Annotated in this window: 13 protein-coding genes; 5 read left to right on the forward strand and 8 right to left on the reverse strand. The window is 62.5% G+C overall.

The window, feature by feature from the left end:
* Positions 1-334: alpha/beta hydrolase (locus AC5RU7_RS18730; protein WP_494053500.1), on the forward strand; the 334-nt coding region annotated here is incomplete at its 5' end.
* Positions 335-874: 540 nt separating this feature from the next.
* Positions 875-1,456: a HutD/Ves family protein gene (locus AC5RU7_RS18735; protein ID WP_494053501.1), complete on the forward strand. Its 582-nt coding sequence runs from the start codon at positions 875-877 to the stop codon at positions 1,454-1,456.
* Between the two features lie 95 nt (positions 1,457-1,551).
* On the opposite strand, the gene AC5RU7_RS18740 is transcribed toward AC5RU7_RS18735, so the two are convergent.
* On the reverse strand, positions 1,552-2,265 hold the full coding sequence (locus AC5RU7_RS18740; protein WP_494053502.1) for an HAD family hydrolase: 714 nt from the start codon (positions 2,263-2,265) through the stop codon (positions 1,552-1,554).
* A 1,342-nt stretch (positions 2,266-3,607) separates the two neighbouring features.
* Between AC5RU7_RS18740 and AC5RU7_RS18745 the strand changes: the two genes are divergently transcribed.
* A complete protein-coding gene (locus AC5RU7_RS18745) occupies positions 3,608-4,423 on the forward strand; it encodes an SDR family NAD(P)-dependent oxidoreductase (RefSeq protein WP_494053503.1) in 816 nt (271 codons plus the stop codon).
* A 77-nt stretch (positions 4,424-4,500) separates the two neighbouring features.
* Here the strand turns inward: AC5RU7_RS18745 and AC5RU7_RS18750 are convergent, their stop codons facing one another.
* The 5 genes from AC5RU7_RS18750 to AC5RU7_RS18770 form a co-directional block, all read right to left on the reverse strand.
* A complete protein-coding gene (locus AC5RU7_RS18750) occupies positions 4,501-4,701 on the reverse strand; it encodes a hypothetical protein (protein WP_494053504.1) in 201 nt (66 codons plus the stop codon).
* A 71-nt stretch (positions 4,702-4,772) separates the two neighbouring features.
* The gene (locus AC5RU7_RS18755) at positions 4,773-6,263 is read right to left on the reverse strand and encodes an aldehyde dehydrogenase family protein (protein ID WP_494053505.1); all 1,491 of its coding nucleotides are present in this window, start codon (positions 6,261-6,263) and stop codon (positions 4,773-4,775) included.
* Positions 6,264-6,301: 38 nt separating this feature from the next.
* Positions 6,302-7,786, reverse strand: a complete 1,485-nt coding sequence (locus AC5RU7_RS18760) for an alanine/glycine:cation symporter family protein (RefSeq protein WP_494053506.1) — start codon at positions 7,784-7,786, stop codon at positions 6,302-6,304.
* A gap of 3 nt (positions 7,787-7,789) precedes the next feature.
* Positions 7,790-8,683 carry a 4-hydroxy-tetrahydrodipicolinate synthase gene (gene dapA / locus AC5RU7_RS18765; RefSeq protein ID WP_494053507.1) on the reverse strand — a complete coding sequence of 298 codons (894 nt, stop codon included), beginning with the start codon at positions 8,681-8,683 and terminating at the stop codon, positions 7,790-7,792.
* A 50-nt stretch (positions 8,684-8,733) separates the two neighbouring features.
* On the reverse strand, positions 8,734-10,119 hold the full coding sequence (locus tag AC5RU7_RS18770; RefSeq protein ID WP_494053508.1) for a protoporphyrinogen/coproporphyrinogen oxidase: 1,386 nt from the start codon (positions 10,117-10,119) through the stop codon (positions 8,734-8,736).
* A gap of 292 nt (positions 10,120-10,411) precedes the next feature.
* Between AC5RU7_RS18770 and AC5RU7_RS18775 the strand changes: the two genes are divergently transcribed.
* Entirely contained in the window at positions 10,412-11,188 is a 777-nt protein-coding gene (locus tag AC5RU7_RS18775) for a FadR/GntR family transcriptional regulator (protein ID WP_494053509.1), read from the forward strand.
* A 1-nt stretch (position 11,189) separates the two neighbouring features.
* Entirely contained in the window at positions 11,190-11,909 is a 720-nt protein-coding gene (locus tag AC5RU7_RS18780) for a PDC sensor domain-containing protein (RefSeq protein WP_494053510.1), read from the forward strand.
* A 183-nt stretch (positions 11,910-12,092) separates the two neighbouring features.
* Here the strand turns inward: AC5RU7_RS18780 and AC5RU7_RS18785 are convergent, their stop codons facing one another.
* Both AC5RU7_RS18785 and AC5RU7_RS18790 read right to left on the reverse strand, forming a co-directional pair.
* On the reverse strand, positions 12,093-12,521 hold the full coding sequence (locus tag AC5RU7_RS18785; RefSeq protein ID WP_494053511.1) for a universal stress protein: 429 nt from the start codon (positions 12,519-12,521) through the stop codon (positions 12,093-12,095).
* Positions 12,522-12,697: 176 nt separating this feature from the next.
* Positions 12,698-15,250: an FAD-dependent oxidoreductase gene (locus AC5RU7_RS18790; protein ID WP_494053512.1), complete on the reverse strand. Its 2,553-nt coding sequence runs from the start codon at positions 15,248-15,250 to the stop codon at positions 12,698-12,700.
* Positions 15,251-15,403 lie beyond the last annotated feature (153 nt).

Here is a 15,403-nt window from a genome sequence, read left to right on the forward strand (position 1 = left end):
GCTGGGCGGTCTCGTGTTGGTCGCCGGGTTCACTGAACCACTGGAAACATTGCCGGAACTCGATGGTTTCCTCGCAACTGACGTTGCCGTAGAGCGGGTGGCAACGAGCATTCGGGAACGAACAGTACTTCGCTCTGACACAGATCCTTTCGTGCCGCCGGAAGAATCCGATGACCTGGCCAGACGTCTAAGCGCACGTCTGCAGGTCTACCCGGGAGCAGGACACTTCATGGCAGAAAATGGCGTCACAAGGCTGCCGGCTCTGATTGACCTGATTCGGTCCAAGCCAGGGGCTTCCGGTAAAGAAGCCCCTAGACCGCACTGGTGGTCATGATGGGGCGTTGAGGCGGCGGATCTGCCCGGCCGGCAGCTGGATATGGATTGGCAGAACCATCTGGCCAATTCCGTGCCCCACGGGTTCATCGAGCCGGTATTTTTCGAGGGTTTGATCCACGTTCCGCCGTCCTGACGCCCAAAAACTTAACGGATGACTGCTCGTCGTGGCGCTCGGCATAGTGGCGTCAGCAAGACGGCAGCTAACTCCAAGGCTGGTTTTAGCCCGTTCGGCGAACATCCATTTTCCGGCAGGTAACCTGACAGCCCTAGTTGAAAGCCCAAAACCAGTGACGGCGCCGGCTGGCTTAACAGAATCTTCATTATCGGCGTTTGAGTGGGGCGAGTAGCCCCTTGCAACGCCGGCTTTCCACACCGTCCTCAAGAAACTGGTGCGATCACCTTATTTCTTGCCGTAGCTGCCGGGATTATTCTTTCGCCTGACGCTAGTCACTGATGGCCAAATGATATTGGACGGGGCTCTTCTCAGGGTGTGTTACTGGATGGGAAGGAACGCAAATATCTACCGACCAGGATGCCAATGATGCCCACGTTCACTGACACAGTGATAATCCCGTCTCAACTCCCGCGCATCGCATGGTCAAACGGCGCCGGCTATACGCGGCAAATTGCGATCGGCACACTGGAGGGTTCTAAAGCACCTCCGCACTACAGGTGGCGGTTGAGCCTGGCAGACCTGACACAACCGGCAGCTTTTTCGCTGCTGTCGGGAATCGATCGCGTGTTCACACTCGCCAGTGATGGGCCCATTACGATGACCTCGGACCGCCGCAGCTGTACGTTGCGGCTCGGCCAGACAATCGAGTTTGAGGGGGAATCGCCCATGGCTTTTGAGGGCAGCACGGGCGAGCCGCAACTGGGATTGAACCTCATGACACGCCGTGGCGTTTGCACTGGCTCCGTGCGGATTATGCGGCTAGATGGTCAGATGTTGCTCGACCCCGCTGCCGGGGTGGTAGCCGCTACCGTTCTGCAAGGGATGGGCGCCCTTTCTAACGGCCGGAGGTTGGATAGCCTGGCAACGCTGGTGCTTGATACTGAAGCCGTTCCATTAGAGAGCGAGGGTTGTTTGATGGCCATCACAACGGTGCAGGAAGCGTAGGGCTGCCGTCCAGACAACGAGTCATTTGTCCTCCTTGCACCAAGGCCAGCCCCGAGCCGTGCAGCAGCGGATGTGCCAAGAAAAAAAATAGTGATTTAGGACGAACGAACGGTCCGGGCTGCCGTTCTGCCGGAAAGCAGAGGCGGCAAATCAAAAAGGCTTTGTATGGCTCCCGGATGCCTAGGTCCCTCTCGATTAAGGAAAATGGCGTGTAGGCCTGCGTTTTGCGCTCCTTCGACGTCCACTCGATAGTTGTCGCCCACATATAGCGCCTGCGCTGGCGAGACCTGCATACTCATGCACGGCTTCAGGAAAGCCTCGGGCGCAGGCTTGGCGTAGCCGGTCACATCTGAACTAAAGACCTGACTGACGAACGGCCCAAGCCCTATTTTTCCGATCTTGGCCGATTGCTGATCCAGTATTCCGTTGGTGACAACGGCGACGGGTACCCCAGCGGCATGCAGGGTCCGCAGGGCAACGGCAGCATCAGGGAACGCAGTCCAGGCATCCTCGTAATTCTCAAGGAAGAGTGCGAACATCTCGTCAAGTTGGCGGGATTTTTTAGGTATGGACATCGTTGTCAGGGAAAGGAACTGACGAAGCCGCTCACGGCGGTGCTCCTGAAGTGAAAGTTGTTTCGCCAAGAAGCGGTCGAAAACGCGGTTCTCGATTTCGAACCATGCCCGCGTCAGTTCCTCCGAGCGATTCAGTCCCAACTGGCCGAGAAATGCGTGAACTGCAGCACGGCTGGAGGCTTGATGGTCAAACAAGGTGTTGTCCAAATCGAATAGCACAGCCCGGATTTCCACTTGCCCAGCGTAGCCGTTCTGTCCAGTCCGAATTGACGCTTCGAAGGTTGGTGTCCACTCACGGATACAGGGAATCAGTGGCCGTTCTGCGTTTCTCCAGGCACGAGCCGCCAAGTAACACCCCTACCGATCCCGACCATCGGGATCTGTGACGCGGTGACATGCGATTTGAACAGTCACTGGCCGACACGACTGCATTGAGGCGGCCGGTACCGGCCCAGTCGTCCGGGTCCTTGCCGAGATGTTGCCTTCGGTCCCGGCATCCTTCCGGTGACTCCTTGCGCATGCAACCGGGCTTCAGATGTTCCAGACGAGGATTCGTGAGCGTATCGGACGGCTTCTATACAGCGGAGTACAACGTCCTTTTCGAAAAAAGTCTTGCGTGATATGTGATCACATATTAAAGTGATCATATTGAAAGGTTTACCCAAGGCGCAGGCTTTGGACCACTCGCCGTCGATCCGGTGGAGCCAATATTCGCCAACAATCTAAGGAAGATCTGCCATGAAAAAGATGGCATCATCAAACGCCAAGCGCAGCGCGGCTCTCCTGGAGAAATCCACGGAACGTAGCGTCTCTCCCGTGCAGCAGGTTGGTTGCTGTGGAGCGTTTGCCCTTGACTGCCCATTTTGCTGGAGCTCTGACTGGGAGTCCCCGGCCCAGGACACCAAGTACTTCAACCTTTACTAAGTTCCGGTCCCGCCAGCCTCCATCCGGATGATGAGAACGCTTCCTGAAGGCGTGCCGGTTAGGGCGGCTGCAGACGCACTTTCCGCCTCCTACCTTGAAAGACTTAGGGCCCATGATCAACCTACTCCGATTGAACCTGCGAGAACTTGAGCAGCAGAAGTGGCAGCAGGCCATGTGGAGCACCATTGAACCCAAGGACGTCATTGCAGTAGCTCTCGAGGATGGCGTCGTGGCGGTGGGAACAGTGGACGAGTTCACAGCGGACCGCTCCGTGTTCTGGCTGAGGCTTTCTCGTTCTAATGAGCGCCGATGCTTTCTCACATCTGAAATGTACGGTGCTTGGTTTCCACCCCCTGCCCGGCACACGGCCGACTTAGACATTCCCGGGTCCGGCGCCCGTAGAGCTGGAAAGCCACTCAGCCACTAAGGGAAGCGCTTCGTATGTCGTTTGTGCGTTGAAACGGGCTATAACAGCAAGGCCATGCCGTCGTCCATCGCGGCGTGATGTGAAATGAGCAGGCCGCCGGGCACCCCGTGGCATAACCAGCAGACCTACGATCCCTGAAGAGAAGGCATGAACCGTAACCAAGTCACGACTCCCTGGGTATCCCCCTCAGTTACGACAGGCCATAGGGCTCTCAAAGACCGCACAGTGTTGGTCACCGGGGCAGGCCGGAACATCGGACGTGCCATTGCGCTCCGCTGCGGATCGGAGGGTGCCCGCGTTGCGGTCAATGACATCGATGCAGAAGCGGCGGCAGTTGTTGTTACTGAGTTGCGAAGAGCCGGTGTGGCCGCGTACCTTGCGGGCGGCGATATGTCGGAATTCGCCCAAGTGGACCGGATTTTTGACGAGACGGAGAATGCGCTCGGCATTGTCGACGTGCTGGTCAACAACGCCTACGCCCGCTCTGGCGAGACGGTCTGGCGAAACTTCCTTTCAGTAGAGCCGTCCGATTGGGAACTCTTTGTGGGCAAGAACATGAATATGTTCTACGGTTGCACCCAACGGGCAGCGCGGAGGCTGGCCGCGAACGGGCAGAAGGGCTCCATCGTCAATATCAGCTCCATCGGAGCCGAACGGGCCCACCGGAGGAGCATCCCCTACGACTCCGTCAAAGGTGCGATGGAATCATTTACGCGGGCCGTAGCCATAGATCTCGCCCCCTGGAACATCCGAATCAACGCCATACGTCCCGGGGCCATTGCCGTTGACGGGGAACCGACAATACCGGCACATGCAGAGGATCCCCGCGCTGCCCAAATTCCGCTAGGTCGTCGCGGCGTTCCCGAGGACGTTGCTGCTGCCGTTGTTTTCTTGGCATCTGCAGAATCTGCATATGTCACCGGGCAGGTCTTCAATGTCGACGGTGGCATGATGGCCCAGGCTAGAGCTCCCCAAGTCGAAGCCCAGCCGGTGATACACCCTGGAAATGCGTCGCCGATCCCTCCAACTCTGCTTCACTGATTGGCCTGCTCCCACGGCCGAAAGAACTGCCCTCCCCCGGACACCTCATGAGGGGAAGAAGCGTTTGCTCCTGCTCTTCATGCTTCCGCTGCCCAGGCCTCGTAGAGTTCGGTTATTTCGAACAGCCTCCGGCCTTGCCCTACGGTCTGCAGCCACAGGATCTTTCCGTCGTCCGTCACGGCGTCCACGTGTCCGCTGCAAATGTTCGACCCCTGGTGCCGGATTTCCACGCTGGCGCCGGGCAGGATGGTCCAGTCGGTGACGCGGCGCAGGTTCATGCTTGTGTCCTTTCACGAAAGGGGCCATGCACCCCGGGGTCAAGGGGTGCATGGCCAGGGATGGCACGGGGTTAGCCGCGGTTGTACATGACGTGTTTGGTGCGGGAGAAGTCTTCAAGGGCGTAGATGGAAAGGTCGCGGCCGTAGCCGGATCCCTTAAAGCCGCCCCACGGTACTTCGTTGGCGATGACCAGGTGCGAGTTGACCCAGACGGTGCCGAAGTCCAGCCGACGGGGAACGGACAGCGACCGGGAGGCGTTGCTGGTCCACACCGAGGCAGCCAGGCCGTACTCGGTCTCGTTGGACCGGGCAATGGCTTCCTCGTCGGTGCTGAAGGTTTCCACCGAAACCACCGGTCCGAAAATTTCTGTGCTTGCCACCTTTGCGCCGGCGTGGACGCCGGTCACCACGGTGGGTTCGATGAAGTAGCCCGGACCCGGCAAGGCCTTGCCGCCAACGGCGATGGTAAGGCCGTCGTTGCGGATGTCGTCCAGTGCAGCGAGTACCCGCTGGTAATGGTCCTTGGAGATCATCGAACCGATTTCGACGTCGCCGGCGCCGGGGGTGCCGACAGAGATCTCGCTGACCTCCCGAACCAGAAGCTCCGTAAACTTCTCCGCCACCGACTCGTGCACCAGGACGCGGCAGGCAGCGCCGCATTCCTGCCCGCCGTTCCAGAACCCGGCACTGCGGACACCCTTGGCAGCCGCCTCCAGGTCGGCGTCGTCGAACACGACGACCGGAGCTTTGCCGCCCAGTTCCAGGTGCACCCGCTTGACGGTGGACGCCGCGCTGGCGGCCACCTTCTGGCCGCTGCCCACGCTTCCGGTGATGGCCACGAGGTCAACGTCCGTGTGCTCCGACAGACGGTGGCCCACCACCCGGCCGGCTCCCGTGACGATGTTCAGGACACCTGCCGGGACGTCGGCGGCGACGAGCTCAGCGAGCTTAAGCGTGGTCAACGGCGTCTGCTCGGACGGCTTGAGCACCAGGGTGTTGCCTGCGGCAAGGATGGGAGCGATCTTCCAGGCTGCCATCAGCAGCGGATAGTTCCACGGGGTGATGACACCCACCACGCCCACCGGTTCTCGGAAGATCACTGAGGTGTGGTTCTCGGCATAGTCGTCCGCGCCGAGGGTGGTGAAGGCGCGGGCGGCACCGGCGGAGAACCGGAACGTGTCGATGGCGCTTGAGATGTCGTCCTCGGCCACGGCTGCCGGCTTGCCGGTGTTGGCCGACTCCAGCGTTTCCAGGAGTACCCGGTTTTCCTCGATGATGTCCGCGATGCGGAGGAGGACGGCGGAACGGTCCTTGGGCGTCGTTGCCGCCCATCCCGCCTTGGCCGCTACGGCAGCCCCGACGGCGGCATCCACGTCGGTCACGGAGCCACCGGGTACCTGGGTAAGGACTTCCTCGGTGGCCGGGTTCACCACGTCGACCTTTGCGTCGGTTGCGGGAGCCACGAAGGCACCGTTGATGAACTGGCCAAAGGGCGGAAGGGAGGGTGCCAGCGGGCTCTCTGCCCGGAGGACGGTGAACTGTGCGGTTTCTGTTGCAGTCATGATTTTCCTTTTGTCCTGTCTTGGCTATGCGTTGTCCGTTATTTGGCGGCCGGGACGGGTTTCTCGCTGGGCTCTTCCCAGAAGTCCGCGCCTTCGATGCCCAGGGTCTTCGGGTTGAAGGTGGGGTCCAGGCCCAGTTTTCGCTGGCGTTCGTAGTCCTTGTAGATCTTGCGGACGAGCGGGAACAGGAAAACCAGGCAGATCAGGTTGACCCAGGCGATCAGGCCGAGCCCTATGTCGCCTGCGGCCCACACGACCTGGGCGTTCACCACGGATCCGAAGAATACGATTGCCATGGTTCCCACCTTGAGGATGGTCTTCCAGGCGTGCCCGGGCTTTCCGTCCAGAAGGTAGAGGAGGTTCGAGTTCGCGACGTAGAAGTAGGCAAGGAGGCAGGTGAATCCGAAGAGGAGCACGGCGACGGCCACAAACCCGGCGCCCCATCCGGGGATCAGGGTGTCGATGGATTCCTGGACCCAGTTTGCGCCGACCGGGACTCCCGGGAGGTTGTTGACCAGGTAGCCGCCTGAACCGTCGGAGACGTTGTACTTGCCGGATACCACCATCATGAGGCCGGTGGCCATGCAGATCAGCAGCACATCGATGTAGATGCTGAATGTCTGGACCAGGCCCTGCTTGCCGGGGTGGGAGGTGCGGGCTGCGGCAGCCGCGAACGTTGCTTCACCCAGGCCGTTGGAGGATGCAAAGACTGCACGGCGCACGCCCCAGGCGACGGCAGCGCCAGCGATGCCGCCCAAGACGGGGTGGATACCGAGCGCAGATTGGAAGATGAGGGCCACGGCGGCAGGGATGCTGCCGATGTTGATGCCGATGACGGCGAGGGCCAGGAGCAGGTAGCCGATCGCCAGGACCGGGACCAGGGCCTGGGTGACCTTCACCAGGCGGGTGGTCCCACCGAAAATGACCAGGGCGATGAGGATGGTGACAAAGACGGCGGGGATCCAGCTGTCCAGCCCGAATGCCAGCTTGGCGCTGGCCGCGATGGTGTTGACCTGCAGGCCGGGAAAGACGAACCCGTAGCCAATGACACCGAGTACGGCGACGAGGGCGCCCACCTTGGGCAGCTTCAGACCGTACTTGATGTAGTAGGGCATGCCGCCGACATCCTCGTTCGCGCTGCGCCGGTCCTCGTCCTGGACCTGGCGCTTGAACGTCTGGGACAGGGCAGCTTCGGCGTAGCCCACGGTGCATCCCACCAGGCCGGTGACGGCCATCCAGACCAGTGCACCCGGCCCGCCGGCGCCGACGGCCGTGGCAACGCCGGCAATGCTGCCCACTCCCACGCGGCTGGCCAGGGCCAGCACCAGGGCCTGGAAGGATGACAGGCCGCCTTCGCCGCCTTCGCTGTCCTTCAGCTGCCGGAGCATGTCCGGAATGCGGCGGAACTGGATGCCCTTGGTGGCGATGGAGTAGGCCACGCCGAGGCCCAGGACCACGTAGGCCATGGGCGCCCAGATGACGTCCGAGACATGTGACAGGAAGGCTCCGAAATCGGTACCCATGCTTTAACCGACGGTCTGGTACAGGGCGGCCAGGGCCTGCTCAACGCGGGCCCGGTCCTCGGCACCCAGGTCTGCCGTGGGGCGCCGCGGGGAACCTGCGGGGATGCCCTGCAGTCCAAGGCCGGTCTTGACGGCGGGGATGAACGGGACGGAGAGGAGGGCGTCGATGACCGGATAGACCTTCTTCCACTGGCTAAGTGCGCCGGCGAGGTCGCCTTCGGCGATGTTGCGGCTGACGGCGACGATCTCGTTGGGGACAACGTTCGCCGTGCCGGCCATCACGCCGGCCGCACCTTCGACTAGGGCGCTGTAGAGGTAGACGTCCCAGCCGATGAAGGTTCCGATGACGTCGCTGTGGTGGTGAATGAGCTGCAGTGCCTGTTCCCAGTTGGCGCTGGAGTCCTTGATGTAGCGGATGTTCTCCACTTCCTCGGCCAGGGCCCGGACCGTGGCCGGATCCAGGTTGACGCCGGTGACGGGCGGGATGTTGTAGAGCATCACCGGGATCGTGACGGAGTTGGCGACGTCCTTGATGTAGGTGACCGTCTCCTCCAGGCTCAGCGGCTCGTAGTACGGAGTGATCAGCATGAGCACGTCCGCGCCCAGCTTCTCGGCGGCCTGCGAGAGCCGGATGGCCTCGGCCGTGGTGGTGGCTCCGGTGTTGGCGATCACGGGGACGCGACCCTTGGCCTGCTGGATGACGGTTTCGATCAGGAGCAGGCGCTCCTCGGAGGACAGGGCACCGACCTCGCCGGTGGAGCCTGCGGCGACGACGCCGTCGACGCCGGCGTCGATGGAGCGGTCCACAATGCGGCGGAGGGTTTCGACGTCGATGGTCTCGTCCTGGTCGAAGGGGGTGGAGAGTGCGGTCAGGACGCCGCGGAGGTTGGTGGTCATGGGGGTTTCCTCTTCTAGGAATGTGGGGTTTTGGGTCAGATAGTCGCTGATCAGGCGACGATGGACAGGCCAGAGGCCGGCGGGGCCTGGCGGTGCGTGGCGAGCCGGCTGGCGGCTTCCTGGGCCGCGGAGAACCCTGTGGTGATGGAGCTTTCGGTGTACAGGGTTCCGAGGTAGTCGCCGGCCAGGAAAACGCGGTCGGCTCCGCGCATCAGCGTGGACTGGATCTTGGCCCGGCCGGGGAAGCAGTAGGGGGAGGCATTCTTCCAGCGGTCGATCTTGGCCTCGACGACGCTGTCGGCGAAGCCGTGTCCCAGCACCTGGTCGAGGTCCGTGAGGTGGGTCTTAATGACGTCTTCCTCGCTCTTTTCCAGCAGGGCGCGGCCCAGGCTTGCGGGCGAGAACGTCATGAAGCTGCCGCCGGGCTTGCGCAGGGACTCCGTGCCGCGGACGATGCTCGCCTGGTTCAGGGCGATCGCGAAGGAGCGCTTGGGGGCGGCGATGGCGTAGATGTCGTCCCAGGGACGCGCTGAGGTTTCGTTGGTCAGGAAGGCGGTGCTGACGTGCGGACCGTACTTGATCTGGCTGAGCGCGCCACGCAGGTCCTCGGGCAGGTCCACGCCGACCTTGTGGGAGACGTCGGCGGTGGTGGCCAGGACCACCGTGCGGGCCTCCTCTTCCCGGTCGATGCCGTCCTGCCGGTACCGGACCACGACAGAGTCCTTCTTGTGCACTACTTCGTACACAAAGGCCCCAAGCTGGACGCGGTCACCAAGTGCCGCTGCGATGGATTCCGTAAGGGTGGACGGGCCGCCCACGATGCCCTGGCTCAGTCCCTGCCCGAACCCAAGAACCAGGCTGAAGTAGCCGATGCCTGCGCCTGCCGAGATTTCGTCCATATCTCCGGCGGACCGTGTGACAGTTGTCTTGAACAGCGCGGCCGCGTCCTCGGAGAGGTTTCCAATGAAGTCATGAAAGGAAGTGTTGTTCTCGAAGTCGTAGATGCGCTGCTGCCGCATGGCGCCGGACTCCCCCGGACGCTTCCGGACCACGCCGGTGTACTTGGCGACTCCGCTGACCACCTTCATGCCGGCCTTAAGCGTATGGATGCGGGAAGAAAGCGACATCGGGATGCGGAAAGGGTAGGTGGCGATGTGCCCCTTCTTGATGAACTTTCCGTTCATGGACAGGGCCTGCAGGGAACCGGGGATCTGGACGGCCATGACCCCCACCTCACTCAGCAAGGCATCCGTGGAGGAGCCAGCACCGGCGAAGACGTGCCCGCCCCAGTTCAGCCAGTAATCACCCCGGCGTTCTGAGCGGATTCGTCCACCAACCCGGCTGCCGGACTCCAGGACCACCGTGTCCCAGTGCCGCAGCCGCCAGGCTGCTGAAAGGCCGGCGAGTCCAGCACCGACGATGACAACATCTTTCATGAGTTTGAACTTCCTTTGAGGGACCAATGCCCCGGTCACTGCAGATCAGCAGCGGTAGAGGTGACGGATCAAAATGACGCGCTGGTTTCTAGCAAGGACATCAAGACCCTTCGGAGGCCACGTCCTGCCACGGGCCTCATGTGCCTGGCGTCACAAACAAAGATACATCATTGTATGATTAATGCAATAGGTAAGGCGTTCAGAGGCCGGACGCTAAATATGTAAAGCTTTAAGGAAATAATTGATTCTGGTCGTCGGCCAGGCTTGGGCATGGAAATTTAGGGAAGGTCCAATGGAGAGCGCGGCAATTTCATCGCGGGCCCTGGATCTGCTGCTGCTGTTGCGGGGAAGTGAACCGGATGGTTTGGGCCGCGCAGACCAAGTGTCGTATCAGATTGAGACGGCGATCCTGATGGGGATCCTGACCGAAGGCGACAGGCTCCCCACCGAGTCCGCCCTTGCCTCTGAGCTTGGTATCTCCCCCATCACCCTGCGCCAGTCCCTTGCCGCGCTCCGGACCAAGGGCTTGATCGAAACCAGCCGCGGCCGCAGCGGCGGCAGCGTCATCCGACGGCAGATCGAACTCACAGATTCGGAACTGCGGCACAAACTACGAGACACCAGCACCGAAGCCCTGCGGGATCTGGGCGACCTGAGAATAGCGGTCGCGTCGATGTCCGCCCGACTGGCCGCCGCCCGGGCCGACCGGCAGAACGTTCAGCATCTAGAGGATTTGGCAAGACGCCATCGCGAAACCACCGATGAAAGAGCGCGTCGGCGAGTGGACAGCCGGTTCCACGTGGCCATCAGCGTTGGCGCACAATCCAGTCGGCTGACCTCGGCAACCCTGCAACTGGAGGCCGAACTGATGACACTCTGGTGGAGCGTTCCCGCCGACGCCGGCCGCAAGGACATAGCGGTGGACCAACACCGGGCGATCGTTCAGGCAATCAGCGACCGGGATGACGACGCGGCAGCCAGCGCCGCCGAACAGCACAGCCGCAGTGACATGGAATTTCTAATTGAGCAGCATCTGCGGTTAACGATGCAACCCGACGAAGGAGCCTGACATGGAGCCCCTCACGGAAATCCTTGAGCGGACCGCTAAGGCTCTCTCCACCAGCATCAACGCGGTTTTCACGGATCTGGAAAAGATCGGTGGCGCCGTCTCGGCGGCCGCGGATGCGGCTGCGCAGACTCCCCGGCGCAGCGACTTCCTGTTCCTGAAGCAGGAACTCGCCAGCTTCATCAGGCTGCATACCGAACTCATTGTCGGCGCCGGGATCGCCTACGCCCCGGGGAGCCTGCGTGAGGCACCGAACTGGCTGGAATGGTGGCGGGCACAGCCCAAAGGCGAGCCAAAGTTCGTCACCCACGATCTCAACCCGGAGTCACTGAATTACTACGACTACACAAGCCGGGAGTGGTTTACGCTGCCTTCCTCCACCGGGCAGCCGGTTGCGGTGGGGCCCTATGTAGATTTTGGCGGAATTAACTCCAGCATCATTACGCTGTGCGTCCCTGCCCCCACTGCCCAGGGGACACACATCCTCGGATGCGATCTTCCACTGGCAAAGCTTGAAGGCATCTTCCTGCGGACGCTACAAATCCGTCAGCCTGCGGTCGTCCTCATTGGCCCTAACGGCAGAGTTATTTCCTCCAACCACGCCACCATTGCAACAGGCACCCTGTTGCCCGCGCAGGACGTAGCGCGGGCCGCTGTCGCACTGGACGTCACTGCGGGCAATCCCAGCCGTCTCCCATGGAAGTTAATAAGCCTCGATCGGTAGGCGTGCTGTCCCCGAAGCCCCTAAGACTGGCAGAGCCGCCGGTTTGCTACGGCTGAATCTGACACCGGCTAGCACGGAAAAAGCGACAAAGCATTCGAGGACCACGGGTCCCCGAACGCTTTGCCGCTCCTAATTCCAGCTCGAACCTGCCATAGGGCTATCTAAGCGGGCGATCTGAAGTTGCTAGTCAGCGTCGTAGGTGTTGGCTATGTAAACGTCGCAGGGTGCATTGTGCGCCACGCTGTTGGCCACGCTGCCCAGGACGCGTCCAATGCCTTGCATCCTGCGGTTGCCCACAACGATAACGCGGGCCTCCTTGCGGATAGCTTCCCGGATCAGGGCATCTGCCGGCCGCCCTGAAGCCGCGGAGTAGGTGATTTTGATGTCCCCGCCCAGGGTGTCTGCCACGGTTTTGGCAACGTGTTCGGCCTTGTCGGCGTCGGATACGAGCCATTTGTCGCTACCGGTTCCGAATAGCTCCGACCGGTCACCGTCGAACGCTGACACCACGTGGAGAGTTGCGCCAAGGGCGGCGGCAAGGTCCCTGGCTGACTCCGCTGCTTTTCTGGCCGTCGCACTGCCGTCAACACCTACAACAATGATTCCGCTCATGTGTGTATGCTCCTTTGCTTGGTTTGAGGCACCGTTCAGATTTACGCTGCCTCGCGTCATTCGTTTTATTGCTTCAGCCCCGAAGTCCTCAGGGCTCCTGCGCGTTCCCGCAGTCATCAAGAGCTTGAAAATCCCGCAAAATGACGGGCCCTGGTCGCATCCCGGCGGCGACGTGCCTAGACCGCGGCGGGAAGGCGGTCACCCACCGTCGGAGCGGCGCCCGCTGCCATGTCTATATCGACCGGTTCCAGGGCAGGAGCTGCTGCAGGCGCGCGGTCGATAGTGGCGGCCCACCGCTCGCCCAGGTGGGCAATCTCGACGGCGGTGCCCACCGATGCAATTTCAGGGTCTACCCATGCAAAAGCGAGGAAGTAGCCTGTTGCGGGTTCCTCCGCCGCGCTGCTCACGTAACCGGCCACCATGCCGTCCTTCGAGACCGGCTCGCCCGGCACGACGGCGTGAAGATTGCTGTCCATCCGAAGCCGCACCAGGAGCCGGTGGCCGGGGCGGGCAGCCCCACCGCCGGCAGCCGCGGAGAGCCCCGCCTCGGCAGCGTTGTCCTGCGGGCCGTAGTCGGCACCAAAAGCGGGGATGCCGTTGGCAATTGCAAGGGCGGTAACGGCTTCATCACCCACCGGGGCGATCCCGTGCCCTGCTCCCGCTTCCAGGAGGAGGTCCCAGAGGTACAGGCCATGCTCGGTGGCGGCGTACAGTGTCCAGCCGCCAACACCGGTGGTAGTTTCCTCAATGGCACGGACCGGGACGCCGCCGATATCGAGCACCGGCGCCTGCGAGGATCCGGCCGCGGGCAGGGCGCCGCGTGTCACTGAGGCAAGGACCGCAACGGCCTTTGGTCCGATCAGCGCCAGGCCGGTAGTGGCAGAGGAGACATCGGAGACTGTGACAGAGTAGGGTGTTTCCCGCCGAAAGTGCCAGATGTCTTCGGGGCTGCTGCCCACTATCAGGTAGGCGTCCTTCGCCGTCCGCACCAGAGTCACGTCGGCGGCAATACCGCCGGAGGGGCTCGCCACCAGCGCGGGGGTCCCCTCGTTGACCTTGAGGAAAGCGCCCGCGCCGGTGATTTCCTGCAGGTGCTGCGCCGCGCCGTCACCCCTTACCTCGAACACGCTGGCCGCTCCCCTGTCGGCCAGCCCGACGCCGCTGGCCGCCTTGCGCGCCTCTGCCGAGATGCTGGGTGACCAGCCGTAGGTGCCCCAGGCGTCCCGGGCCACGGACAGCGCGGATCCGTCCGGGGCGCCGTACCAACGTGGCCGCTCCCAGCCGCCCTGGGCTGAGCCGAACTCAGCCTTCAACGCTTCCTGGCGGGCGTAGAACGGGGTGGTGGCGAACTTGCGCAGGGAATTGCTCTGCTTCCGCGGGTGGGCGATGTCGTAGACCTCGTCGTAGTTTTCGCCGGCTTTTGCGAGGCTGACGGTCCGGGTCAGGTGAGTCTGGTCAAAGCGGCGGAAGTCAAGGCCGGTGGTGTCCACTCCGGGGTCCCCAGTAACAATCCAGTCGGCCAGGACGCCGGCGACGCCTGCGGATTGGGTCAGCCAGACGGACTCACCCAGCCACAGCCCGCGGATGCCCGGAACCTCGCCCAGGAGAGGATTGCCGTCGGGGGTGAAGGAGAAGATGCCGTTGTAGCCGTCGTCAGGCTCGCACGCGTTCGTGTCCGGGAACAGGTGCTGGAGCGCTTTCCAGCCGTCTTGAAGATCGGGCCAGGTGAGCGGGTGGATGGCGGGCTCGACGCGGGTCTGAGCAAACTCTTCGGGGGAGGCGATCTCTTCCTGTTCCACGGGGATGACGCGGTGTTCGTAGCTGCCCCACAGGAGCCGCTCGCCGTACTGGCGGAAGTAGGAGCCGGTTGCCTGGTGCCGCACCATGGGCAGGCTGACTTCCTCCTCCTCACTGGAGCCGGCAAGCGACGGGACAGCACTCGTTGAGGAGGAGCAGTGCTCCATTGGCACCATGGGCAGTTCCAGACCAAGCATCTTGCCCAGACCGGGGCCCCACAGGCCGGCGCATACGACGACGACATCGGCCTCGAGCACCGACGTCCCCTCGGGCAGCCGCTCACCCTTGGAAGGGTTGCCTGGCACAGGCGGCGTGGGGCGGACGTCGACGCCCGTGACCCGGCCGCCCTCGATCCGGAAGCCCGTCACCTGCGTGTGGCCGTAGAACTTTGCGCCGTTCGAGATGGCGCGGCGGGCCTGCCACTCAACGGCGCGGACGGCCTTAACGACGCCATCCGTCGGCGTGTGCAAGCCGCCCAACACAACGGACGCGTCCAGACCGGGGAACAGTTCAGCGCACTCCTCCGGCGCGACCAGTCTCGCCGGGACGCCCCACGACTGGGCAAGGTTGTGCCGGCGGTGCAGGTACTCCATCCGTTCCTCATCGCAGGCCAGTTCCAGGCCACCCACCCGTTTGAGGATCCACTGCCCGTCCAGTGTCAGCCCGTCCAGCTTGTCCAGCGTCCTTCGTGCGAGCTCAGTCATGACCGGAGAACCGGTGGTCTGGAAGGCGAAGCCGGGTGCATGGGAGCTGGAACCGCCAGTCCGGTACAGCGGCCCCTGGTCCACCACGGTCACCGACGCCATACCCTGGCGGGTAAGGTCGTCGGCCAGAGCGGCACCGACCACCCCGGCGCCAATGATGAGGATGCGGGTGTCTGCGTCAATTCGGGCGGAGGCCACGTTATCTCCCTTGCGGTCAGAGACGTCCACGTCTCGTATGGAAATTGTCAGGTCGGTTCCGGTGTCGCAGTGACACCCTTTCCGGCCAAGCAATGATGGGACATGCTGAGGCTGCAGCGTCCCGAAGCTGTCGGCTGAATCACACTATAGATGAGATATGTGATCACAACCAGCCCCGTGCGG

This window comes from Arthrobacter sp. K410C, from assembly GCF_059090105.1.